Below are 22,789 nucleotides of genomic sequence, written 5' to 3'. Positions count from 1 at the left end.
GCAGATCCGGAGCCTTACCATCCTCAGTGGGGGCTGATTCTGCGACTGGGGTTTCGCAGGCGCTGGGCCACGCGATGGGGATCGCAGGCACTCGGGGCCGCGGCTGGGGAGCCGCGGCCTCTCCCATTTCCCGATCAGTGTGCGACGTCACCGTCGCCCGCGGTGAGCCGGTATCCGACTCCCCGAACGGTCTCGATGTAGTGCGGTGCTGTCGAGCTGTCGCCCAGCTTCCGGCGCAGATTCGCGATGTGCGTCTCGATGGCCCGCTTGTCCGGTTCGCTGACGTACTCGGCGGAGCCCGTGTCGCTCCCGCGCAGCCCGATCGCCAGCTCCGACTTGCTGCGCACCTGCCGCTTCGAAGCGAGAAGGGCCGCGAGGAGGTCGAATTCCGTCGGTGTGAGATCGATCGTCCGATTCCCCGCCCGAACGGTGTGGGTGGCCAGGTCGAGACTGAGATCCCGATGCACCTGCTGCTGTCCCGACGCCGCGGTCGCGTCCGCGATCGAGGTCGGCGCGGTGGGTGCGGAAAGCGACGCCAGCAGCGTCTGGGCTGTCGTTCCGGATGCCTGCCCGGGGATCGGTACGTCGAGGCGCGGGCGCCGCATGAGCGCCTCGATCCTCGCCCGGAGCTCTCGGGGACGGAACGGCTTGACGAGATACTCGTCGGCACCGGAAGTCAGGCCCAGCACGACGTCGGACTCGTCCGCGAGCGCCGACAGCATGATGATGAACGTGGAACTGACCTTGCGGATGCGCCGGGCGACCTCGAACCCGTCGATACCGGGGAGGTTGATGTCGAGCGTCGTGATCAGCGGCGTATGCGCCTCCACGGCCGCGAGCCCCTCGAGCCCGGAGCCTGCGAGAACGGTGTGGAATCCGGCCGCGAGGAAGACCTCGTCCAGAAGCGACCGCACCCCGGCGTCATCCTCGATGATCACCACGACCGGCGTGCGCTCCGGAAGCTGCGTCATGAGACACCTTCGCGCGTGATCGTGACGATCCGGGGAGCGTCGGCGTCCAGTTCGGACGGGTCGATGTCGGCGCCGCCGACGGGACGCTCCAGCTCGACGTCCCACCACGCATCGGCAAGCTCTTCCGCCATCCCCCGACCCCACTCGATGACGACGACGGATCGTGCGAGATCGAGGTCGAGGTCGTCGAGTTCGACGGCGGACCCGAGCCGGTATGCGTCGACGTGGACGAGCGGCGCCCGACCGACCAGAGACGGATGGGTGCGCGCGATCACGAACGTCGGGCTCTGCACGGGGCCGCGCACTCCGAGCCCCTCGGCGAGCCCCCGGGTGAATGTCGTCTTGCCTGCCCCGAGCGGACCGGTGAGAATCAGCAGGTCCCCCGCCTGCAGCTGTTCACCGATGCGGAAGCCGAGCTGCTCCATCCCCTCTGAGGTGGCGACTTCGCGCCGGCCGAGGAACGCCGGATCGACACTCATGATGCCCTCCGCGGCACTCTGGGGCCGATGCGAGTGACGATCTCATAGTTGATCGTGCCCGCGGCATCCGCCCAGTCGGTCGCCGACGGGACGCCGAGGGTGGGATCACCGAACAGGACGACTTCGTCGCCGATGGCGACCGGGGTGTCCCCGACATCGACCACGAACTGGTCCATGGCGATGCGCCCCACGTTCGTGAAACGGCGCCCGGCGATCGACACGGGCAATCGGCCGGAGGCGCTGCGGGGAACTCCGTCGGCGTAGCCGAGCGGGACGAGCACCAGCGTGGTGGCCCGGTCGGTGCGATAGTCGTATCCGTACGAGACACCGGCCCCCGCGGGTACGCGACGCACGGCTGCGACCGATCCGCGCAGCGTCATCGCCGGGCGCAGGCCGAGTTCTGCGGAGCGCCGGTCGTCGAACGGCGACAACCCGTACAGGCCGATGCCGATCCGCACGGCGTCGAGTCGCATCTCGGGGAGATCGATGGCCGCGGCCGTGGCGGCGATGTGACGGATCTCGGGCCGGACGCCGACGGATGCCGCGGCCGCGACACCCTCCTCGAACCGCGCGAGGGCGGCGCGGTCTTCGTCCGCCGACGTGTTGGACAGGTGGCTGAAGAGGCCGATCACGCGGAGTCGGCCGATGCGCTCGAGTCGCGCGGCCTCGGCCAGAACACGCCCCCAATCGGCGGGGGCGATGCCGTTGCGGGACAGCCCCGTCTCGAACTTCAGGTGCACCCCGACCGGGCGATCGACGGCCGCCGCCACCGCGGCCGCCTCGAGCTGCTCGAACGAGGAGATTCCGACTTCGATGTCCTGCGCGGCGGCGTGCTTGAAGCGTTCCCCCGGCGCGTGCAACCACGCCATGATCGGCGCATGCACGCCCTGTCGGCGCAGTTCCAGGGCCTCAGAGATCTCGGCGACCCCGAGCCGCGTGGCTCCACCGGAGAGCGCGGCGACGGCGGTCGCGGCGGCACCGTGCCCGTAGGCGTTGGCCTTGACCACGGCGATGACCTCGACGCCGGTGAGCCTGCGGAAGTGGCGCACGTTGTCGGCGATCGCATCCAGGTCGACCGTCGCTTCGCGGAACAGGACGGTCACAGCGGTGCTCCCTCGGCGACGACGAACGCGGCGGCCAGGCCTGCGTCATGGGTGAGGGTCAGGTGCAGCGTGAGGATGCCGCGCTGCTCGACGACCGCAGCCGTCGAGCCGGAAAGCACGAAGTGCGGTCGACCGGATGCTTCCGAAGCGATCTCGATCTCTGTCCAGTGCACGCCGTCCGACCCGCCGAGCGCCTTGATGAGAGCCTCTTTCGCGGCGTACCTCGCGGCAAGGGAAGCCAGGCGCAGCGCACGCTCGGATGGGGCGAAGAGTCGCTCGCGCAAGCGTGGCGTCCGCTCCATGGTCCGTTCGAACCGCGGGATGTCCACGAGGTCGATGCCGGTCCCGATGATCACCTGCTCAGCCTACCCAGCCCCGGCCCTCGGTCGTCGAGCGAGCGCCCGCGCCAACCAAGGGCCGAGGACGAGAAATTACTCGACCGTGACGGACTTCGCGAGGTTGCGGGGCTGGTCGACGTCGAGGCCCTTGGCCGTGGCCAGCGCCATCGCGAAGATCTGCAGCGGTACCACCGCGAGGAGCGGCTCGAACATCGCCCCCGCGAGCGGGATGTGGATGACCTCGTCGGCGAACGGCAGCACGGCTGCGTCGCCCTCTTCGGCGATCACGATGACGCGCGCGCCTCGGGCACGGATCTCCTGGATGTTGGAGACCACCTTCGAGTGGACCAGCGCCGAGTGACGCGGCGACGGCACCAGCACGAACACCGGCTGCCCGGGCTCGATGAGGGCGATCGGACCGTGCTTGAGCTCACCGGCGGCGAAGCCCTCGGCGTGGATGTACGAGATCTCCTTGAGCTTGAGCGCACCTTCGAGAGCGATCGGGTAGCCCACGTGGCGGCCGAGGAACAGGACGGAGCGGGTGTCGGCCATCCAGCCCGCGAGCTGCGTGACGTGCTCCTGCTCGCTCTCCAGAACGCGGGCGACCTTCTCGGGAAGGGCCGCCAGTTCGGCGACATCCTCGGAGGCGTCGGCCACGGTGCCGCGGACGCGGCCCATGTGCAGGCCGAGCAGCAGCAGCGCGGTGATCTGTGCGGAGAACGCCTTGGTGGAGGCCACCGCGACCTCGGGTCCGGCGTGGGTGTAGACGACGGCATCCGACTCGCGAGGAATCGTCGCGCCCTGCGTATTGCAGACCGACAGTGTGCGTGCGCCGCGCTCGCGGGCGTACTTGACCGCCATCAGCGTGTCCATGGTCTCGCCCGACTGGCTGATCGAGACGACGAGGGTGTCTTCGCCGATCACCGGGTCGCGGTAGCGGAACTCGTGTGCGAGTTCGACGTCGACGGCCACGCGTGCCCACTGCTCGATCGCGTACTTGCCGACCAGGGCCGCATAGGATGCCGTGCCGCAGGCGGTGATGATGACGCGGTTGATGCCGACGAACAGCTCGTCGAGACCGTCGAGTTCCGGGATGACGACCTGGCCGTCGTGGATGCGGCCGCGGATGGTGTTGGCGACGGCTTCGGGCTGCTCGGCCACTTCCTTGGCCATGAAGCTGGACCATCCGCCCTTCTCGGCGGCTGCGGCATCCCACGACACGTCGAACGGCTCGGCCTCGACCGGGGTGCCGGCGAAGTCGGTGACGGTGACGGCATCCGGAGTGATCGAGACGATCTGGTCCTGGCCGATGGACAGCGCCTTGCGGGTGTATTCGATGAAGGCGGCGACGTCGGAGCCGAGGAAGTTCTCTCCCTCGCCGAGACCGATCACGAGCGGCGAGTTGCGGCGAGCGCCGACGACGAGGCCGGGGTGGTCCTGGTGCATGGCGAGCAGGGTGAAGGCGCCCTCGAGGCGGTTCACGACGTTGCGGAAGGAGAGCTGCAGGTCGCCGCCGTTGCTGGCGTACTCGCGACCCAGCAGGGCTGCGGCGACCTCGGTGTCGGTCTCGCTGCGGAACTGGACGCCGTCGGCGAGCAGTTCTTCACGCAGCGCGGAGAAGTTCTCGATGATTCCGTTGTGGATGACGGCGAGCTTGTCGTCGTCGGCGAGGTGCGGGTGGGCGTTGACGTCGGTCGGACCGCCGTGCGTCGCCCAGCGAGTGTGCCCGATGCCGGTCGACCCGTCGGGAAGTGGAGCGTCGGCGAGCGAGTCGCGCAGCATGGCGAGCTTGCCCGCCTTCTTGCGCATGCCGAGGCCGCCCTCTCCGTCGATGACGGCGACGCCCGCGGAGTCATATCCGCGGTACTCGAGGCGGGCGAGGCCGGCGAGAAGGATGTCCTGGCTGGGGCGCGGGCCCACGTATCCGACGATTCCACACATGGTTCAAAGATAAGCCGCAACTTTTGCGAGTCGTCCGAACAATAGGCGGCACCCCGTGAAGTCGTGCGGCCGTCGGCGGTTTCTGCGGCCGTGCGGCGCGGGCGCGGCCGCGGAAGTTGTACTCAGAGTTTGCGGAGCAGCACGGTCTCGACGTTGTGGTCGGCGCCCTTGCGCAGCATGAGGCTCGCGCGGTGCCGCGTCGGCATCACGTTCTCGATCAGGTTGGGCATGTTGATCTCGTTCCAGTAGCCCAGCGCCGTGGTGATGGCCTCCTCGTCGGTGAGGTGCGCGAACACGTTGAAGTACGACGAGGGGTTGCTGAACGCTCCCTGGCGAAGGGCGAGGAACCGGTCGACGTACCACTTCTCGATGTGCGAGGTGTCGGCATCGACGAAGATCGAGAAGTCGAACAGGTCGCTGACGGCGACGTCGTTCGGTGCGGGCGGCGGCTGCAGCACGTTCAGGCCCTCGACGATCACGACGTCGGGGCGCCGGACGACGACGTGCGCGTCGGGCACGATGTCGTACCGCATGTGCGAGTAGAAGGGCGCGCGCACCTCGGCGGCGCCGCTCTTGACCTCGGTCAGGAATTCGATGAGGGCTCGCCGGTCGTACGACTCCGGGAAGCCTTTGCGCGCCATCAGGCCGCGACGCTCGAGTTCGGCGTTGGGGTACAGGAATCCGTCGGTGGTGACGAGTTCGACCCGCGGAGTACCCGGCCAGCGACTCATCAGCTCGCGGAGGAGCCGGGCGATGGTCGATTTGCCCACCGCGACAGACCCGGCCACTCCCACCACGAACGGAGTGGTGGTGTCGTCCTCCTGAAGGAACGATGACGTGGCCGCGCCGAGGCGCTTGGTGGCCGTGGCGTACAGACTGAGCAGCCGGCTCAACGGCAGATAGACCTCACGGACCTCGGTCAGGCTCAGACGGTCACCGATGCCACGGATCTCGACGACCTCGGTCTCACTCAGGGGCTGATCGAGGTCAGCCGCGAGTCGCGCCCATTCCGCGCGCCCGATCTCGCGGTACGGAGACAACGGCAGCGTGGGGTCGACGGTGGTCACGTCCCCATCGTATCCGGGGCATGGGTAGTCTCTTCCCGTGCGCCTGGGAGTCCTCGACATCGGTTCCAACACCGTCCACATGCTGGCCGCTGACGTGCGCCCTGGCGGTCGGCCGCTTGCCAAGACGAGCGATCGCACGGTGCTCCGGCTCATGCGATACCTCACTCCCGACGGCGCCATCTCCGAAGAAGGTGTGTCTGCTCTCGAGGCGGCCGTCGCCCAGGCGCGACGTGTCGCCGAGACCGAACGGGTGGACGCCCTGCTGGCGACGGCGACGAGCGCGGTGCGCGACGCGCGCAATGGAGTCGAGGTGATCGCCCGCATCGAGGCAGCCCTCGGCCAGCCGCTGCAGGTGCTCGACGGCGAGACGGAAGCCGAGCTGACTTTTCTCGCGGTGCGCCGCTGGTTCGGCTGGTCGGCCGGCCAACTGCTGCTGCTCGACATCGGCGGCGGCTCGCTGGAGATCGCCGCCGGCGCGGAGGAACTGCCGGATGCTGCGGCATCCGTCCCCCTGGGTGCCGGACGCATGACGGTGCAGTTCCTCCCCCAGGACCCGCCCGGAGAAGACGACGTGGAACGGCTTCGCGCGCATGCGCGGAAGACACTCGCCGACGTCCTGCCGCGGTTCGTGAGTCTGCCGAAGCCCGACCATGTCGTCGGGTCGTCGAAGGCGATCCGATCGCTGGCCCGGCTCGCCGGCTATCCGGCACCCGGGTGGTCCGGCACTGACCGGATGCTGCTGCCCCGAGCCTCGCTCGGTTCCTGGATCCCGCGGCTCGCGCGGCTTCCGGCATCCGCTCGGCAAGAGCTGCCGGGGATCACGCCCGACCGCACCTTCCAGATCGTGGCGGCGGCGGTCTCGCTGCATACGGCGATGAGGGCGCTCGACATCGACGAACTCGAGGTGTCGCCGTGGGCTCTGCGCGAAGGGGTGCTGCTGCGTTACATCGAGCAGCTGAGTTGGAGCGGAGCCCGAAGCTGAGAGCCGCGGTCGGGGGCGCTGGCTAGCATGACGACATGGCCACTTCTCCCGCTGCTCGCACCCGCTCCGGGTTCGTGGTAGCTCGGGTGCTGCTGGTCGACTATCTGCTCTTCGTGGGATTCACGGTGTGGTTGCCCGCGACGATCTCAGCGAAGGTGACGGGGCTGGTCGGCATCCTGGCGAAATGGATCGCTGCACGAGGCATCGCCGATTATTATTCGAGCGCAGTGGTGCTGGAGTTCTTGGCGAACGTCGCCCTGTTCGTGCCGATCGGCCTGCTGCTCGCCCTCGGGTGGACGCGGCTGCGGCTGTGGCAGGTGGTCGTGGTCGGCGCAGCGATGACCGTGGTGATCGAGGCGGTTCAGGGGTTCATGCCATCTCGCTCCCCCACGATCTCCGATCTCATCGCCAACACTCTCGGCACTTTCCTCGGCGCAGCGATCGTGGCGGTCGTCATCCTGCTGCTCGAAGTCCCGCGCCCCGAGGAGAGCCGTAGGCTGATCGCGTGAGATCGAACCGTCAGGATGGGCCGCCCCCCGGCATGAGTCGCCGAGAGTGGCGCAAGAAGCAGGCGTCCGCGGACGCCGTGGCGACGCCTGTTCCGTCGGAGGCCCCTTCGCCCACGTCCACTCCGCCCGCGCCGGCGGCACAGGGCGCCCCGCTGTCCGGTTTCCTGGGCGGCCCGGCGCCTGTCGCCGCTTCGTCGGCGGCGCTGACGATCCTCACCGTGTGCACGGGCAACATCTGCCGGTCTCCGCTGGCCGAGGTGCTGCTGCGCACGCGGTTGGAGTCGCTCGGCGTGCGGGTACACAGCGCCGGCACCCACGCGCTCGTCGGCCATGGGATGCCCGAGCCTGCTCTCGAACTCGCCGCGCAGGCGGGGGCGGCCGCAGAGATCTCGTCGGCGCATCAAGCGCGTTATCTCGTCGAACCGCTCCTCGTCGACGCCGACCTCGTCTTGGCGATGGCGCGCGAACACCGCTCGCACGTGGTGAAGATGATGCCGAACCGGCTCCGCCGGACATTCACCGTACGCGAGTTCGCACGTCTCGCCTCCTCGGTGAGCACAGACGAGGCGAAGGCCGTGGCGGATGCTGCGGGCGAGTCGCCGAAGGAACGTTTCGCTGCCGTCCTCCAGACCGTTATCGACCAGCGTGGCCTCAGTCGAGCCAGTGGCGACGAAGACGACGTCGTCGACCCCTACCGACGCTCCCGTGAGACGTACGCGCGCTCCGCCGCCGAGCTGGTCCCGGCCCTCGACGAGGTCGAACGGATCGTGCGCGCCACCATCGGCTGACCGGCGCCTGCCGCTGCGGTGACGTTCACCGTATGCTCATTCTCATCCATGCATCCCGAGCTCCCCGCGGGATACACGAGGGGATAAGCAGTTGGAACTCAGAGACTACGCGCGCATCCTGCGGGCGCATTGGGTCGTCGTCGTCGTCGCCACGGTCGTCGGAGCACTCGCCGCGTTCGGGTGGAGCAGCCTGCAGCCGCGCGTGTACTCGGCCGACACGACGGGGATCGTCACGTCTGTCGGCGGCGACGGCACGAGCGGGAGTGCACTGGTCGGCAATCAGCTGGCGCAGAGCCGTGTGAAGTCGTACCTGAACCTCGGTTCGTGGAGCGCGGTCGCCGAGCACGCGATCGACGAACTCGACATCGACGCCTCGCCCGATGCTCTGGTCAACCGCATCACCGTGACGAACCCGATCGACACGACGGCGTTGATGGTCACCGCCACCGGGCCCACACCGGAAGAGGCGCAAGCGCTCGCTCAGGCGTGGCTCGACGGTATGGCGATCGAGATCGAGAAGCTCGAGGGCGGCACTGCTGAGACCCCGGCCGCGATCTCGCTGGTCGTCGGCGACTCAGCTCGGCTTCCGACGGCTCCCACCTCGCCCAACACCCGGCTCAACGTCGTCCTCGGTGCGCTCATCGGCATCGCCGCCGGCCTCGTTTACGCGTTCGTTCGGCACACAGTCGACCGCCGTGTCCGCCATCCTCGCGACATCGAGCGAGAGACGGGGGCCTCGGTGATCGGCACGCTGCCGCTGGAGAAGTCGATGGCCGGCGAACGTCAGGTGATCGACTTCTCGCTGGACTCGCAGCACGGCGTTTCCCACCACACGATCGAGGCCATGCGCGAGCTGCGCACCAACCTCCAGTTCATCGACGTCGACAACCCGCCGCGGATCATCGTGGTCACCAGCTCCGTTCCCGGTGACGGCAAGTCGACCGTGTCGGTGAACCTCGCCTCCAGCCTCGCGGCGGCAGGTCAGTGGGCCATCCTCATCGATTGCGACCTGCGGCGTCCGGTCGTCGCGGACATCTTCGGCATGTCGCACGATGTCGGGCTCACCGATGTCCTCGCCGGTCGAGCAGAACTGCAGGATGTCGCCCACCGGCCGTCGAAGGACGTGCCGCTGGCGGTCGTCGGAGCAGGACGCATCCCCCCGAACCCCAGTGAGCTACTGGGTTCGCGGCGCATGCGCGACTTCCTCGGCGAGATCAGCAAGTCTGCGATCGTCATCCTCGACTCCCCTCCGGTGCTTCCGGTGACGGATGCTGCGGTGCTTGCTGCCGGCGCCGATGGCGTGCTCATCGTCGTCTCGTCGGGCAAGACGACGTTCGACATGCTGCAGCGCGCGATCTCCGCGATCACCCGGACCAAGGGTCGCGTGCTGGGCGTCGTGCTCAACCGCGTGCCGCGCAAGGGCGCCGAGTCGGCGTACTACGGGCGCGAGTACTACGGCACGTTCGAGCGCTACGCGCAGGACGGCGCGAGCGATCGCAGAAACCCGTCGGCGAGCAACCGCTGAACCGCGGACTCCACGATCGAGTGGGCATCCGCGCCCTCCGGTTCACCGTGGACCGCGACGACAGCGACGACGAGCTCATCGAGCGTGCTCCCGTTCGCGGAGGCCCACAGGGCCGGTCCGATGCCGTCGAGAACCTGCACCTGCCCGCCGCTCCCAGTGCGACGCAGCAGCACGGTGCGGCCGTCGAGGTCCAGCTGGTCGACGACCTCGCCTCTGGCCAGTGTTCCGGGACGCTGCGTCATCTCAGAGACCGGCTCGAAGATGCGCGGAACGACCGGCGCCACCGGGCGCTCCTGCTCGGACAGCAACTGATCGATCAGGTCATCGATGGTGTCGACTTCTCGATAGCGCAGGCGCACGGCTCCACCGGTCGCGTCCAGCAGCGCCGCGATCCGGTGCAGCGGTGCTTCCGCGTCGCACAGGTAACTGGTCTGCGGCCCGAGAAGTTCGAGCGCCTCGGCGACGTCGAGCTGTTCGAGCTGCGGCTGCGCCGGGCCGTCCGGAGAACGATCGATCACCACGATCTTCGCGACGCGCAGCGCTGACGGAAGCGGTCGCCCGCTGCCAAGGCTCGACAGGGCGATCTGCGCTTTGTGAGCGGACTGCGGCTCGATGATCGACAACGGCTTCCGATAGGGCAGCACCACGCCGTCGGATCGGATGCCGACCGTCTCATCGCTCACGTAGGCGTACCGGCGCGACAGATGCCTCGCGGCGGTCGTCTTGCCCGTGCCGGCTGGCGCGCTGAGCACCACGACGCGACCGCTCTCATGGGCGAGGCCGGCGGCGTGCAGCATCCAGATCGGGTCGCTGCGGCGATGTGAAAGTGCCGCGACGGTCACGTCTGTCGAGAGCGTCGAGAGGGCGGCGGCGTCGTCCAGATCTTCGCGAGCAGCGACGGATGCCGCGGGCACCCGCTCCCCTTCATAGCGCGCATCCGCCCACGCTTCGTAGGCGAGAGATCGGAAGGCAGCATCCCGGCTAGAGACGTCGATCTCGACGATGGCTCCGACCGCGCTGACGAGGAAGCGGTCAGGCATGGTCGTAGCTTATCGACGGGTCGCGCCCGTACCCGCGCTCCGCGATTCCGCAGCGTTACGTGACCGAAGTGCTGCACTCATAGTCGAAGAGGACCGTTCCCGCCGCCGCGGTGGCAATCGTCAGGCGGGCTGCTCCCGTTGTCGCTGCTACGAGACGCGACGCAGCGGCTTCCTCCGGCCCGTCAGCCACGCCATGATCCACTCGACCGGGCCGGTGCCGACGAAGCGCCACCAGAGCCATCCGATAAGGATCATGCCGGGCACGATGACGAGCCACCCGAGGTACAAATTTTCTACTGGTCGGCCGTAGGCGTTGTTCCATAGGGCGATGAGGCCGACGTGAAGGAGGTACAGCGACAGTGCAACCTGGCCGCACACGCGCAGCGGAATGAAGACGACGTCCCAGAAGCGTTGAGCACGCTCTCTTCGGGCTGTGGCGGCGAGAACGACGAGGACGTAGACGACGGAGACGAGACCGATGTCCTTGAGGGTGTCGAGGTACTCCCCCGATTCCACCGACCCCCCTCGCTCCCCGAACGCCCACGCCAGGTACGCCAGCGGCGCCACCGCCGTCAGGACCCACAGAACACGGTCTCTCCGGAAACCATGACGCACGAGCACCGCACCAATGAGGAACAGGGGGAGCAAGTTCACCACGCGATACTGGGGGCCCAGGAGCACCCAGGTGAGGATCTCCCGAACGGGCAGCGGCGCTGTGTACATCCATGTCCAGGAGCGCGCGGACGCGAGCAGCGGCTGGCTGGCGACCAGGAGGACCGCGGCCACGGCGATCACCGCGGGCGTACGCGCCAGCAGTATCGGCGACCCGAGGATGATGAGGACACCGAGGTAAGCCAGAATGATCGCGACCCACGAGCCCCATCCGGCCATCCATACGCCCAGGACGATCAGGAAGAGGCCGCGAAGGGTCTGCTGGAGAAGCGTCTTGCCCACGCGTCCGCCCTGCCGCCACACGAGTTCGGCCGACATTCCCATGACGAGCGCGAAAAGCGGCGAGGCGAGCTCGCTGAAGTTCGCGGTGACGAAGCGAGCAACACCGGGCGCGTTCGGCACGAAAGGCGAAGCGTGTGCGATGAGCATTGCGATGATCGCGATGCCGCGGAGGACATCGGGAACGAGGAGTCGTTGCGGTGCGGTGTTGCGCGTGATCCTTCGCCTCGTCGGCGGCGCCACCCTGCTCTCGGATTCAGGAACCATTCCCTGAGAGTATTGTCCGAACCCCGCGCGCGCGACCTGGAGACCGAGATGACCATTGACGAGGCTTCCGCTCCGCGTCCGCGTCGCCGGATCGGTGTGTGGGTCAATGTGTCTCTGGCGTTGCTGCTCACCGTGATCATCGTGGCTTTCGTCGGGCAACCGTCATCGGGCTCCATGTCGCCGACTCTGGAACAGGGCGATCGGCTCGTGGTGAACAGGCTCGCCTACATCGGCTCGGACCCCGCACAGGGAGACATCGTTGTGTTTCGGCCGGGGCAGAGCTGGGGCGAGAAGCCGGCCGCCGGCAACTGGTTCACCGGTGCCATGCAGTGGATGGGTGAGGCGACCGGCATCCGGCCCTACGTCATGGTGAAGCGGGTCATCGGCGCACCAGGGCAGACCGTGGAATGCTGCGATGCCGAGGGTGCCGTACTCGTCGACGGCGAGCCCCTACACGAGCCCTACGTCGTCAGTGACCTCCGTTTCCTGAGCGGCGAGCTCGACTGCACGTCCTCACCTCTGTCGTCGAGGTGCTTTGCGAAAGTGACTGTGCCGGAGGGCTCGTATCTCGTGCTCGGCGATAGCCGGGCGAACTCTGCCGATTCCGTGTTCGCGTGCCGCGGCACCGAGACCCCGGAAGCGAACTGCTGGCGGTGGATGACGAGGGAATCCGTTTTCGGCAAGGCGGGACCGATACTTTGGCCCGTGTCCCGTTGGGGTGGTCCGTGAGCGTCCGTGGGGAAGAAACCAGCCGGTATCGTTCACCGATGAGCGGGCGGTGGAGATGTCACGTCGGTGGGCTTCCAAGGCGGTTCGGCCTGAGTGCCTCTGCTGCTCTGCTCGCGTTCACGGTCGGTACCTTGACCGCGTGCACCGCACCTGACCCGCGGCCGTCTACTCGCCCGAGCCTCGAGCATTCCGGCGTCGATGCAGTCCGCGACGTCATTGCCAACGACGACCGCGTGGTCATCAGCGTCATCGGAGATTCGACGGGCAACGACACGGATGAATGGGTGGCTGGCTGGGCTGAGCACCTGACGAGGAACGACGCCACGGTGGTCGTGAATTTTTGGGATCCGACGGCCGGCGCGTATAAGAAGCGAGTCGTTTACGGCCGCGGCGAGCGTGAGGTGGTGATCTGGAACGGCTCGGTTCCCGGACAACCTGCCGACGCGGCGCTGCCGATTCTCGAGAAGTTGCAGCCGGAGTCGCCAAATCTAATCATCTACAACTTTGGTCACAACGACGGAACGCTGCCGACCGGGACTGCTCTGCAAAAACTGACAACAGCCGCGCTTGCTCGCTGGGGAAGCTCCGCCGCGCTGGCTGCAACACTTCAGAACCCTGGAACCGGCGCGCAGGCGGCGGAGTCAGACCACGGCAGGAGGAGCGTAGCCGAATGGGCGCGCCTGCACGACGTCCCTACCATCGACGTTTACGCGGCATTTATCGCCGACCCGCAATGGGCGACTGACCTGATGCGCGATGCTGCTCACCCGAACGAAATCGGGTCCCGGCTCTGGGCGGAGACCGTTGCGGACACGCTCGGATGAGGCCGAGGTTGCTGCACGTGCTCGGCACACGCCTCGAGCAGACTTCAGGCGGAGCGTAAGCTCATCGATCGTGGAGTGGAGGACGGCAGCAACGCCTCATCTCCGAACTCCTTGCGCTTGGTGTAGGTTACCGCCCATACCGCAAACGCGGTCACCGTCAGTAGTCGGTTTCCATTGAGATCGGCGGATACCATCGCGTTCGCGAGCGCGAACACGAAGAGGCCGAATAGTGCCGTCGTCTGCCAGTCCGTTGCGACGCGGGATCCACGCACAATGGTGGCGACGAGGAGCACGATGACCACTGCCAGCACGATGAGGCCTGCCTCGACGCCGATCTCAAGCAGGAGGTTGTGCGGGTAAGGAGCGCCGGCGAAGTCGAAGCTTCCCCACCCGCGGCCGAAGGGCTTGGCCTCGATCAACTGCAGCGCATAGGTCCAGATGGAGACCCGCGCGTCGGGCACGCCCCCTTCTTCGCCGGTGAGCGAGCCGACTATTCGCGCCACTCCCTCACTCTGTGACGACTGCAGCACATACCAGAGGCCAATGCCGGCGACGGCGACAAACCCGAGGATGGCGCGCACGCGGTACTTCCGATAGGCCACTGCCGTCATCAGCACGACAGCGAGGGCGACCGCGGCGGCAACGACTGGTCCTCGGCTACCGGTGAGCGTGGCGATCAACGTCAGAGCGACCGCCCCTGCAGACATGAGGATGCGGCGCCGGGCTGTTTGCCCCTTGATGGTCGAGCCGACCAGAAGCACGACCACGGCAGCGAATACAACGCGGGAGACAGCGATGGTATTCGACCCTTCGAGCACCAGACGCCCACCCAGAGAGCCCTCAACGACTGTGGGAGCGAGCACGAGGTTGGCGGCGGCGAGTATCCCAAGGACAGTGAGCGTGAAGAGGAATACTTGACGCTGCCGCACCGACCGCAACAGGTAGAACGGCGCGATCGCGAGTACCAACGTGATTGTGAAGAGCGTGACGATCTTCGAGTTCGCGTACGAGGTCGGCAATTGAGTAAGGAGCACCGCGGGAAGGAACAATGCGACGAAGATCGCGTACGGCGCCACGACAGCTTGGCCGGCCGCGCCGCCCCGAACCCGCGAGTTGATGATCGAGAGCCCCACGAGCGCTGCCATGAGCAAGGTGAGGTCGGCGGGCACCCACGAGAAGAGTAAGGTTTCTTTGAGGCTTCCGGCCCAGATCAGGATCGCCAACGCAGCGGGTCCGATGACCGAGTTTCCACCGCGTTCGCTGGAGGTCGTCTTGGTCTTCGGCACTACCCGAGACTACATTGCGTACGCTGATCCCGCGACAAGCAATGGAGGGGTATGCGAAGCAACAGCGTAGAGCTCGTAGCAGAATCCGCCCGGCGTCAGAACACCTTTGACTTCCTTCGCTTGGTAGCAGCCCTCTCGGTCGTCGTCGAACATTCCGTGCACCACCTCGATGCCGCGTTCTTGTGGCACCACCCGAGCGACAGTCTCTGGTTCAACGGCGGGGTTGCGATGTTCTTCATCCTCTCCGGAATGATGGTCTATCGCTCAGGCGCGAACGCTCACACTCGGAACCGACCGTGGCGGGATTTCTACCGAAACCGAGCACTCCGAATCCTTCCGGCGATCTACGCATACTTCGCCGTTCTTGTGCTGTTGCTGCTCGCGACCGGAATCGTCGCATCCGGACAGCTGCTGTCCGTGCAGTTCGCGGCGTTCGCCGCGTCGAACTTGCTTCTCATCCCGGTGTGGTCACCGCCGATGCTGGATGACTTCGGAATCGGTGTCATCAACGGGAGCCTCTGGACGATCCCGGTCGAAGTGTCCTTCTACGTGATCGTCCCTGCCATAGTTCTGTTCGCCGCGTGGAAGGGGCGACGCTGGATGCTATCGGCTTTGCTTTCGGTGGCAGCGTTGGGCGTAATCGCTTATGGGCTTGCGGGGGCGACTTCTACCGCATCGCTGGCATGGAAGGTTTTCGGCGTCACTTTCGCACCATACCTGTGGTGGTTCGCGATCGGCATTGCCTGGTCATATTTCTGGCCGAAGGTGAAGGAGAGCGGCTGGATCGCCGTCGCCGCCGTTGTCCTCTACTTCGCTATCGCGAAACTTCCCATGGATACGGGGGCATCTTTCATCGCGAACGCAATTGCTGCCGTTCCTCTCTCCTACGCGGTGATTTGGTTCGGCTACAACGGCCCCCAAGTGCTGGGTCGGTTCACAGCGCGCATCGGCGATCTCAGCTTCAGTGTCTACATCTGGCACATGATCGTGGTGAACTACCTCGTCACGTGGGGCGCTCGCGAGTGGGCGGTCGACGGCACTCTTCTCGTCGTCGGCGTGATGCTCATCTCTGGCCTGATCGCGTTCGCGTCGTGGCACCTCGTCGAGAGACCGGCCCTCAATCGGAAGCGTTACACTTCTGCGCCAGTAGAGGCCGAGCTGCCGGGCGCTGCGTAACACCAGCACCCGACTGGGTCGGCCTCACCGTTCTCGTCTACCGACGGGGTGTTCCGCGCGCAACTGCGGTGGTCGACCCGAGCGCTTTCCGATCAGCCGCAGCTGGAGGGCTCCAGGGTCACGGGGGTATCTCGCACCATTGGGGTCGTCCACACGTCGTAGGCCCCGTACTCGCCACCCGTCGTTCCTTCGGCGCCCTTCATGGCGACGCTGATGGTCGCCGCGGTCTGAGGCGTGAGAATGACGCTGATGCGAACGGCGGAGCGTCCGAGATGCGTTCCCTCAGACACCAGTGTGGCGCTCTGTGCCCCGTCTACCTTCCACGACTCGATCGTCGCGCCGACCGGAGTGTATACAACGACGTCGGTCGCAATGAGGCCGGGTTGGTAGTGCGGTCCTGTGATGAAGTAGGGGAGGTCTGCGGCCTGCTCCGGCGTGATGTTGTTCGCAAGTGTGATCGTTTGCGCGAACTCCGGCGCACCGGACGAGGTGCACTGATTCGTGCTCGACACCACGCTCGCGTCTGCGTAGTAGTCGGTCTTTGCACCAGTCGTGTCGTTGAAGAACACTCCGGCGACCGTCTTGTCTGCGTTCGTAGTGGGAAGCGTACCTGAGAGTTTGGTTCCAGAGATCATGTCCCCGATTTCGGGGTTCGACGACCAGATCTTCATACGCCCCTCGTCGCTCGCTTTCCCTAGGGCATCAAAGAAAGCGAGCGGGTTGTCGACGCCCGACGTGATCTTCGCGAAGATCTGTGCGGCTGCTGAGGCGAAGAAGAGGTCCTGCGGATTCTGGTCGCTTCCATCCCCATACTTGAAGTACACCTCGTTGAGCAGCAAGGGAACGGCATTCTCACTCGTGAGCGTCTCGCCGGTCTCAAGAGGGATCGGCCCTGTCGCGTTCATGATGTAGGACAGCGCGACCGGGTCGGTCGCGATGACATCGTCAAACGGCGGAAGACCTTCATCGGCCCACCAGGCGCGCATGATCTCGACAGTGGTGGGGAAATCCGGCGTGGCTGTCATGTTCGGTATCCAACGGCCGATGATGTCGGAGTAGAGGTGCTCGGTTTCCGCATCGAGCGGAGCGATGCTCTCGGGTCGCGCATTGGCGAACTGCACGCTCGTAGCCTGGGTCGTGAGTTCGATACGCCCGTCCGTAGCAGTAACGAGCGCGAGGGCCGCTGGGTTTCCGCCCGCCGCTCGAAGCTCCGAGTTGCCCTGAAACATCAACAGATACGTTCGGGGTGCGCCCTCACCAAGAGCCCCCGGAAGCACTTCGAGAATGGGCGACAGCGTTCCGAGTGTCTCGTCGACCCCCGCAACTGCGGCGTCCAACGTTTCGAGGGCCTCCACGACCGGCGGCAGGAGGAACGTGCGGTCTGCGGCATCGATTCTGGCGCTGACGCCTGCGAACGCGTTCGCTCCAGCGGTCACGACGCCTTCCAATCGGTGAATTGCCGTGAGATCGATCGCGCCGTCGACCGGTCGGAACGCGGTGAGATCGAGGTCGGGCAACGACTCCACTGAGAAGTCCGCGACTTCGTCGATACTCTCTGCGGCTGTCCGGACCGCGGCGAGGTTCTGCCCCACGCCCGGAACCATCTCGGCCAATCGCCAGTCATCACCTTCTGTGAACGCGACGGCCTCTGTTGAAAGCTTCTTCAGCGATGCCGCGTCCGCCGCGGCTCCCTCAACATCACCCGCGAGCACCTTTGCCGGTATCCCGCTCGCGATAGGGACCGCAGGAGTCAACGCATCCCGTACAGAGAGCGCCTTGGATGCCGCGACAGCAGACAGCGCGGCAGCAACCGCGATGACGAGCACCACGACACCGACGGCAAGCCACACCCACCGCCGCCGCCGGGTACGCCGGGACTGCTTCCGATTCTCATCTGCGCGCAAGCTGGCGCGGCTCTGGTGCATGCTAGTCATCCCGTCCATTCAACCGCATGAGCGCACCGAAACTCCTGATAGTGCCCAGACGCCATCCGGCCCTCACCGCCGCGCGGTCAGCTTTCTGGCGCTTACTCCGACTCGTTTGACGCGGGCGAAGAACACTGTCCTATGAGTGGCGCGGGGATCTTCCAACGCGATCCTCATCGTTTCGACAGTTGGCCAGACCAGCCGGACTAGTGCTCGGAGACGGTATCGCACGGGCACAAACTTCAAGGTTTTGAGATGACGCAGCGACGAAGCGGTCTCCATACGCAGGCCCCAGTCCCGCGGTGGTAACGAGTCGTTGTAACGGTTCGCTACCTCTGCGAACGAACGCTCCAGCGGGGCACGCAGAACGTAGCCGGCGTCGAGTCGATCAATGACGGTCACTACGCCGCGGCCTGCCGCACATAGCACCGTGGACGCCTTCTCGACCGCGTGGTCGGATGGAGCCACACCGTTGTGCGGTCGCATGTCATGGAGCGCCGACAACACCGCGTGGACGTCGCGAGGCGGCGTCCACGCCCGCACACCGGCGAAGCTCCGCGGTTCGGCAGACTCGCGGAGCAGTCGAAAGGCTTCATCAGGGTGGGCACGCATCCCGGGGAACGACGTGTGCACATCGATCGCGCACCCCCATTCACCCGCGACGAGAGTGAGAGAGTGACCGATGGTGGTTCCAGTGAAGGGCAGTATCAGTGGTGTCCATCCCCAGGAGCGCATGGCTGCGGCAAGACGGATGTCATCGCCTGGAAGCACCCAGCAATCGACGTCTCCGGAATGCTCCCGCTCCCGAAGCCCTTGCGCGCGCAGTGTAGGCCCCTTGATGAAGACCATGTCGATGCCAGCCGCCGTCGCCACCCGCTGCAGCAAGGCGTAGACAAGTTCGTGTCTGAAGGACGAGAGCCAGGGGCGAGGTAGAGCCGATAAGCGCGCTGGATGGCTGGGGGCTTTGACCGCGAGGCCCATCTGCTCCAGGTCATGAACGATGGCGAGCGCGCCCTCATCATGGCGGAGGGGTGGCGCCTCAGCGGTCGCCAGTTGTCGCCACACCACGGCGCCCTCTCCGAACAGCAGCACGGGTGGACCCGGGACAATCGGCGTCACTGCGATCTCGTATTCTCGGGCCACTGTGTCTGATTGAGACAGATCGAGGGCGCCGTTGCCGGCGGCGAACCACTGCTGCATCGCTGCTAGACCTCCGCCACCGCGCGAGGCTCGTTCCCACGATCCAGGTGTCGGGCCGCGGCGAGCCCCGTCAACCAGGTGGCGGCGTAAATCAGCGCGAAAGCGAGTGAAGTGAAGAGAACCAACTCGAAGATGTTCGAACCCCACACCGTGCACAAGAACAGGACGACCAGAATCAGCAGCAAGCGTGATGCGTCGAGCACCAGATTTACTCTCGCCCACTTCGCCACGACGAGTGCTTTGCTGAGCGGACTCGCTATGAGCCTCGTGACCAGCATCGGCACAAGCAACTGCATGATTCTGGCTGCGTCCTCCCACCCATCGCCGAGCAACCACGGAACTACAAGAGGCGCAAGGAGCAGAACTGCGACCCCTACCAAGGCGCTCACTGCGAGCAGGAGCAGCGAGACCTTCAGGTAATAAGAAGCGCTCCCGAGGGCATCGGACCTTGCATGAAATGCGAGCCTCGCTTCGACGACCTGGGATACCGCGGTGGCAATGACTACGAGAGGGACAGCGAGGATGCGTTCCGCCATTCCCCATTGGCCAGCGTCGGCCACACTGAACCAGATCCCCGCGAACAACACCGGCAGGGCGAGCGCCGAGGCGTTCATGAGTGCAGCTGGCGCGAAGAGGAGCGGGAATGCACGGTACTCGCGGGCCATGCGTCGCACATCGCGAAGCTGGAACCGACGAATCTCGCCTCGCACCGATCCGATGAGTGGGACCACCCCCGCCAGGCGGCCCGCCCCGTAGCCGCCGACGAGTCCTACCGCAGACGGCGCGATCAACGCTGCACCGACCTGTGCGAGTGCTGTCGTCGCGGCCTGGGTGACGTTGCGGGCTGCGACGGCTGGGTAGTTTCGCACCCGCAGGGCGAACTGCCCGAAGAGCACGAAGATGCCGGAGAAGAAGGTGATGCCGCCAACCCATGCGCTGAAGCCCGCTAGGGCAGCCATCGGCCGCAGGAGCCCGGCAGCGAAGCAGAGCTCGAGGACGCCTGCCGACAGGAGACTGATCAAAGCTGCAACCGTCAGTCCCATGAAGAGGAGCGCTGAAGCCTCCCGTGCATCCTTGGGCAGCATGAGAGCGGATTCGAGCCTCAGCGCCACAGCCGGGATAATCATGCCGGTGACCGAGACCACGAGCGTCAGATAGCCGAAAGCGGCAGGCTCATAGATGCGCGACAGGATCGGAGTCGCGACCAGGGTGATCGCCTGGGCGACCACGGAGCTGAGGACCAGCACTGAGCCCCCACGAACCTCTTTGCCCCCGGCAAGTGCCCTAACGCGCGCGAAAAAGCTCACCTTCGAGCACCTCCTGCATCACTCACGCCCTGCCAATCGCAGGAGTTGAGCGCGCAGCCCGGGCTCGACAGCACGCTCCCATGTGAAGCGCTCCTTAGCCGCCGCCGCACGGGACCGGAGTTCATTGTCCGTCTGCTGCGCGTCTTCCGCGAGACGCAGCATCTGGTCCAGAACCGAGTCCGCGGATCCGCGGTCCCCGTGCACGGTGACCGCATTCTCATCGGAGAACTTCCATTGCGCCTGACGCTCCGTCACCACGTTTACCAGACCGGCCATCGCATGTTCATAGTTCTTGCTCGGCACCGCCTCCTCGTTCTGACCGTCCGGCATCAGAAGAGACAGTCCGAAGCCGGCACCACCCAGGAGCTCAGGCATCTCGTGGGTGGGCCGTGTGGGAAGGATCGTGACATTCCCTGGCCGCCCTGCGGCATCGAGGAGCCGCTCGAAGTCGGCCTGGTGCTCCTGTGAGGGATAGCGACCGAGGATCCAGAAGTTGAACGGCAGAGAACGATCGGCAGAGCGGGAGGCGAGATCTACGAGCAGTTCCGTTCCGTAGACGCGACTGAGCGTCCCGATGTGGAGGACTGTCCACCGACGGTCCTCGAAGCGTGCCGAAGGGAGCTCTCCGAACTGCGACAGCATCGGGTAGTTCGGTGACACTGATACCGGTACGCCCGCTTGGCGAAACGGTGAGGCCATGCGCTCCGTGACGACATTGGCGGCGCCGAGCGCCTTGGCCGAACGCACCTGGTAGCGCTCGAGCAAGCGCGCGATGAAATCCTGCACCTGTCGCGGGGCAGGCAGCTTCTCGGCGTAATAAGAGGCGTAGTACTCATGCACGTCGTACAGAACGGGGTTGCCGGAGCGGCGCCGCCAGCGCTTCGCCACCTTGAGGAAGTAGAAGTCGTGGATGTGCCACATAGTGCCCTGAAGCGCCGCCGCGGCTTGAGCGACTCTATCGACCATCCCGATGCGTTCCCGCGCGTTCTTCGGGGAAGGGAAGAGCGACTCACCGACCAGCGGGTCCTTTGACGCCGTGCCCTCGCCAAGCCAGAGGAAATGCACTCGAAATCCGGCATCGAGCGCCACCTGGGCGCACCGAACGATGCGACGATCTCCACGAGGATGCACTGTCGGAATGATAAGCAGCGGTGCCGACTCAGTCAGGCCCGAAGGTACGGACACGCGCCACGCGTCGGTGCTGACGACTCGCGGGGCGTGCTCACCTTCGCCCGACTGAGGATAAGCGGTCTCAGTCATGCAGACCCAGTCGAGCGCGATGCGAGTGCGACGTCGACAGGATGAAGGCCGTGGCCCGCCATCCCGTGTTGTCGATCTCGTAGCCGGCGGGCAGCGACGCGAGGTCACCGGGGATGCCGAGGCGCGCGGAGACCGCACGCAGCACGCCCTCCGGCGTCAGACCGGTGGTGATGATCGCGCCCGCGTCCAGGGCCTCCGGGCGCTCGATGAAGTCGCGCACGGTGACGGCAGGGAAGCCGAGAACGCTCGACTCTTCGCTGATCGTCCCGCTGTCCGAAAGCACGAGCTTCGAGTCCTGTTGCAGCTTGATGTAGTCGTGGAAGCCGAACGGCGGGTGGAAGGTGATGCCTTCGACCGCCTCCGCGTCATCCAGCGCCTCGATGCGCTTTCGCGTACGAGGGTGCGTCGAGACCAGGATCGGCAGGTTGTACTCGGCGCGAAGTGCCTGCAGAGAAGCGATCGCCGACCGCAACCGCGCAGGGTTGTCGACGTTCTCTTCACGGTGCAGGCTCACGAGGAAGTACTCCCCCGCCGTCAGGCCGGCGCGCTCGACAGCATCGCTGGCCTCGATCTGTGCACGGTTCTGCTCGAGCACCTCACGCATCGGAGAGCCGGTGAGGATGATCTTCGACGGGTGCAGGCCCTCCGCGAGCAGGTTGCGGCGAGCGTGCTCGGTGTAAACGAGGTTGTAGTCGGCGACGTGGTCGACGAGTCGCCGGTTGGTCTCCTCCGGCACATTCTCGTCGAAGGACCGGTTGCCGGCCTCCATGTGGAACACGGGGATCTTCATCCGCTTGGCGATCACGGCAGAGATGCAGCTGTTCGTGTCGCCGAGTACGAGGAACGCATCCGGCTTCTCTGCACGGAGCACCTCTTCAGTCTTCGTGAGGATCGAGCCCAGAGCGGCGCCGAGAGATGACGTGTCGGCGTTCATGAAGTGGTCGGGCCGACGCAGACCGAGGTCTTCGAAGAACACCTCGTTGAGCTCGTAGTCGTAGTTCTGCCCGGTGTGAACGAGTACCTGATCGGTGTGCTCGTCGAGAAGCTTGATCGTCGCGGAAAGGCGGATGATCTCCGGCCTGGTCCCGACGACGGTCATCACCTTGAGTTTGTCGGCCATG

At 66.0% G+C, this 22,789-nt stretch carries 21 protein-coding genes; 7 read left to right on the top strand and 14 right to left on the bottom strand.

Features of this window, described 5'->3' with window-relative positions:
• Positions 1-134: 134 nt before the first annotated feature.
• The 6 genes from D7252_RS09900 to coaA all read right to left on the bottom strand — a co-directional run bounded on the left by D7252_RS09900 (position 135) and on the right by coaA (position 5,959).
• Positions 135-971 carry a response regulator transcription factor gene (locus D7252_RS09900; RefSeq protein WP_120775237.1) on the bottom strand — a complete coding sequence of 279 codons (837 nt, stop codon included), beginning with the start codon at positions 969-971 and terminating at the stop codon, positions 135-137.
• Positions 968-1,450, bottom strand: coding sequence for a tRNA (adenosine(37)-N6)-threonylcarbamoyltransferase complex ATPase subunit type 1 TsaE (gene tsaE / locus D7252_RS09895; RefSeq protein WP_120775236.1), 483 nt, complete (start codon positions 1,448-1,450; stop codon positions 968-970). Before tsaE ends, D7252_RS09900 begins: the two co-directional genes overlap by 4 nt.
• Positions 1,447-2,553 (bottom strand): alanine racemase, encoded by a 1,107-nt coding sequence (alr, locus tag D7252_RS09890; RefSeq protein WP_120775235.1) that lies wholly within the window; start codon positions 2,551-2,553, stop codon positions 1,447-1,449. Before alr ends, tsaE begins: the two co-directional genes overlap by 4 nt.
• Complete coding sequence (locus D7252_RS09885) at positions 2,550-2,909, bottom strand: holo-ACP synthase (RefSeq protein ID WP_120775234.1); 360 nt, start codon at positions 2,907-2,909, stop codon at positions 2,550-2,552. The genes alr and D7252_RS09885 overlap by 4 nt, the downstream gene beginning before the upstream one ends.
• 75 nt (positions 2,910-2,984) lie before the next feature.
• Positions 2,985-4,832, bottom strand: coding sequence for a glutamine--fructose-6-phosphate transaminase (isomerizing) (glmS, locus tag D7252_RS09880; protein WP_120775233.1), 1,848 nt, complete (start codon positions 4,830-4,832; stop codon positions 2,985-2,987).
• 122 nt (positions 4,833-4,954) lie between these two features.
• Positions 4,955-5,959, bottom strand: coding sequence for a type I pantothenate kinase (gene coaA, locus D7252_RS09875; protein ID WP_251050682.1), 1,005 nt, complete (start codon positions 5,957-5,959; stop codon positions 4,955-4,957).
• On the opposite strand from coaA, the gene D7252_RS09870 reads away from it, so the two are divergent.
• The 4 genes from D7252_RS09870 (at position 5,937) to D7252_RS09855 (ending at position 9,703) form a co-directional block, all read left to right on the top strand.
• Positions 5,937-6,881, top strand: a complete 945-nt coding sequence (locus tag D7252_RS09870; RefSeq protein ID WP_120775231.1) for a Ppx/GppA phosphatase family protein — start codon at positions 5,937-5,939, stop codon at positions 6,879-6,881. The genes coaA and D7252_RS09870 overlap by 23 nt on opposite strands.
• Positions 6,882-6,916: 35 nt before the next feature.
• Positions 6,917-7,390 carry a VanZ family protein gene (locus tag D7252_RS09865; protein WP_120775230.1) on the top strand — a complete coding sequence of 158 codons (474 nt, stop codon included), beginning with the start codon at positions 6,917-6,919 and terminating at the stop codon, positions 7,388-7,390.
• A complete protein-coding gene (locus D7252_RS09860; protein ID WP_259461082.1) occupies positions 7,387-8,178 on the top strand; it encodes a low molecular weight phosphatase family protein in 792 nt (263 codons plus the stop codon). Before D7252_RS09865 ends, D7252_RS09860 begins: the two co-directional genes overlap by 4 nt.
• 91 nt (positions 8,179-8,269) lie before the next feature.
• The gene (locus D7252_RS09855) at positions 8,270-9,703 is read left to right on the top strand and encodes a polysaccharide biosynthesis tyrosine autokinase (RefSeq protein WP_120775228.1); all 1,434 of its coding nucleotides are present in this window, start codon (positions 8,270-8,272) and stop codon (positions 9,701-9,703) included.
• On the opposite strand, the gene D7252_RS09850 is transcribed toward D7252_RS09855, so the two are convergent.
• Positions 9,649-10,743 carry a hypothetical protein gene (locus tag D7252_RS09850; RefSeq protein WP_120775227.1) on the bottom strand — a complete coding sequence of 365 codons (1,095 nt, stop codon included), beginning with the start codon at positions 10,741-10,743 and terminating at the stop codon, positions 9,649-9,651. The genes D7252_RS09855 and D7252_RS09850 overlap by 55 nt on opposite strands.
• A gap of 147 nt (positions 10,744-10,890) precedes the next feature.
• Positions 10,891-11,961 (bottom strand): acyltransferase family protein, encoded by a 1,071-nt coding sequence (locus tag D7252_RS09845; RefSeq protein ID WP_120775226.1) that lies wholly within the window; start codon positions 11,959-11,961, stop codon positions 10,891-10,893.
• Positions 11,962-12,009: 48 nt separating this feature from the next.
• On the opposite strand from D7252_RS09845, the gene lepB reads away from it, so the two are divergent.
• Together lepB and D7252_RS09835 are read left to right on the top strand one after the other, a co-directional pair.
• Positions 12,010-12,690: a signal peptidase I gene (lepB, locus tag D7252_RS09840; RefSeq protein WP_120776899.1), complete on the top strand. Its 681-nt coding sequence runs from the start codon at positions 12,010-12,012 to the stop codon at positions 12,688-12,690.
• Between the two features lie 38 nt (positions 12,691-12,728).
• Positions 12,729-13,514 carry an SGNH/GDSL hydrolase family protein gene (locus tag D7252_RS09835; protein ID WP_120775225.1) on the top strand — a complete coding sequence of 262 codons (786 nt, stop codon included), beginning with the start codon at positions 12,729-12,731 and terminating at the stop codon, positions 13,512-13,514.
• Between the two features lie 44 nt (positions 13,515-13,558).
• Here the strand turns inward: D7252_RS09835 and D7252_RS09830 are convergent, their stop codons facing one another.
• Entirely contained in the window at positions 13,559-14,800 is a 1,242-nt protein-coding gene (locus D7252_RS09830; RefSeq protein ID WP_120775224.1) for an O-antigen ligase, read from the bottom strand.
• 51 nt (positions 14,801-14,851) lie between these two features.
• On the opposite strand from D7252_RS09830, the gene D7252_RS09825 reads away from it, so the two are divergent.
• Positions 14,852-15,976: an acyltransferase gene (locus D7252_RS09825; RefSeq protein WP_120775223.1), complete on the top strand. Its 1,125-nt coding sequence runs from the start codon at positions 14,852-14,854 to the stop codon at positions 15,974-15,976.
• 92 nt (positions 15,977-16,068) lie between these two features.
• On the opposite strand, the gene D7252_RS09820 is transcribed toward D7252_RS09825, so the two are convergent.
• From D7252_RS09820 to wecB, 5 genes are all read right to left on the bottom strand, one after another.
• Positions 16,069-17,805: a DUF4012 domain-containing protein gene (locus tag D7252_RS09820; RefSeq protein WP_183055257.1), complete on the bottom strand. Its 1,737-nt coding sequence runs from the start codon at positions 17,803-17,805 to the stop codon at positions 16,069-16,071.
• A 168-nt stretch (positions 17,806-17,973) separates the two neighbouring features.
• A complete protein-coding gene (locus D7252_RS09815; protein WP_120775221.1) occupies positions 17,974-19,101 on the bottom strand; it encodes a hypothetical protein in 1,128 nt (375 codons plus the stop codon).
• Positions 19,102-19,106: 5 nt separating this feature from the next.
• A complete protein-coding gene (locus D7252_RS09810) occupies positions 19,107-20,348 on the bottom strand; it encodes a lipopolysaccharide biosynthesis protein (RefSeq protein ID WP_147406725.1) in 1,242 nt (413 codons plus the stop codon).
• Positions 20,349-20,426: 78 nt separating this feature from the next.
• Entirely contained in the window at positions 20,427-21,374 is a 948-nt protein-coding gene (locus tag D7252_RS09805; protein ID WP_183055256.1) for a glycosyltransferase, read from the bottom strand.
• A 286-nt stretch (positions 21,375-21,660) separates the two neighbouring features.
• On the bottom strand, positions 21,661-22,788 hold the full coding sequence (gene wecB, locus D7252_RS09800; RefSeq protein WP_120775218.1) for a non-hydrolyzing UDP-N-acetylglucosamine 2-epimerase: 1,128 nt from the start codon (positions 22,786-22,788) through the stop codon (positions 21,661-21,663).
• Between the last annotated feature and the right edge of the window lies 1 nt (position 22,789).

It is taken from the genome of Microbacterium sp. CGR2, assembly GCF_003626735.1.
Classification (GTDB): Bacteria; Actinomycetota; Actinomycetes; order Actinomycetales; family Microbacteriaceae; genus Microbacterium.
Note: the sequence above shows the minus strand (reverse complement) of the source record. Positions and strands in the feature narration are given on the sequence as shown.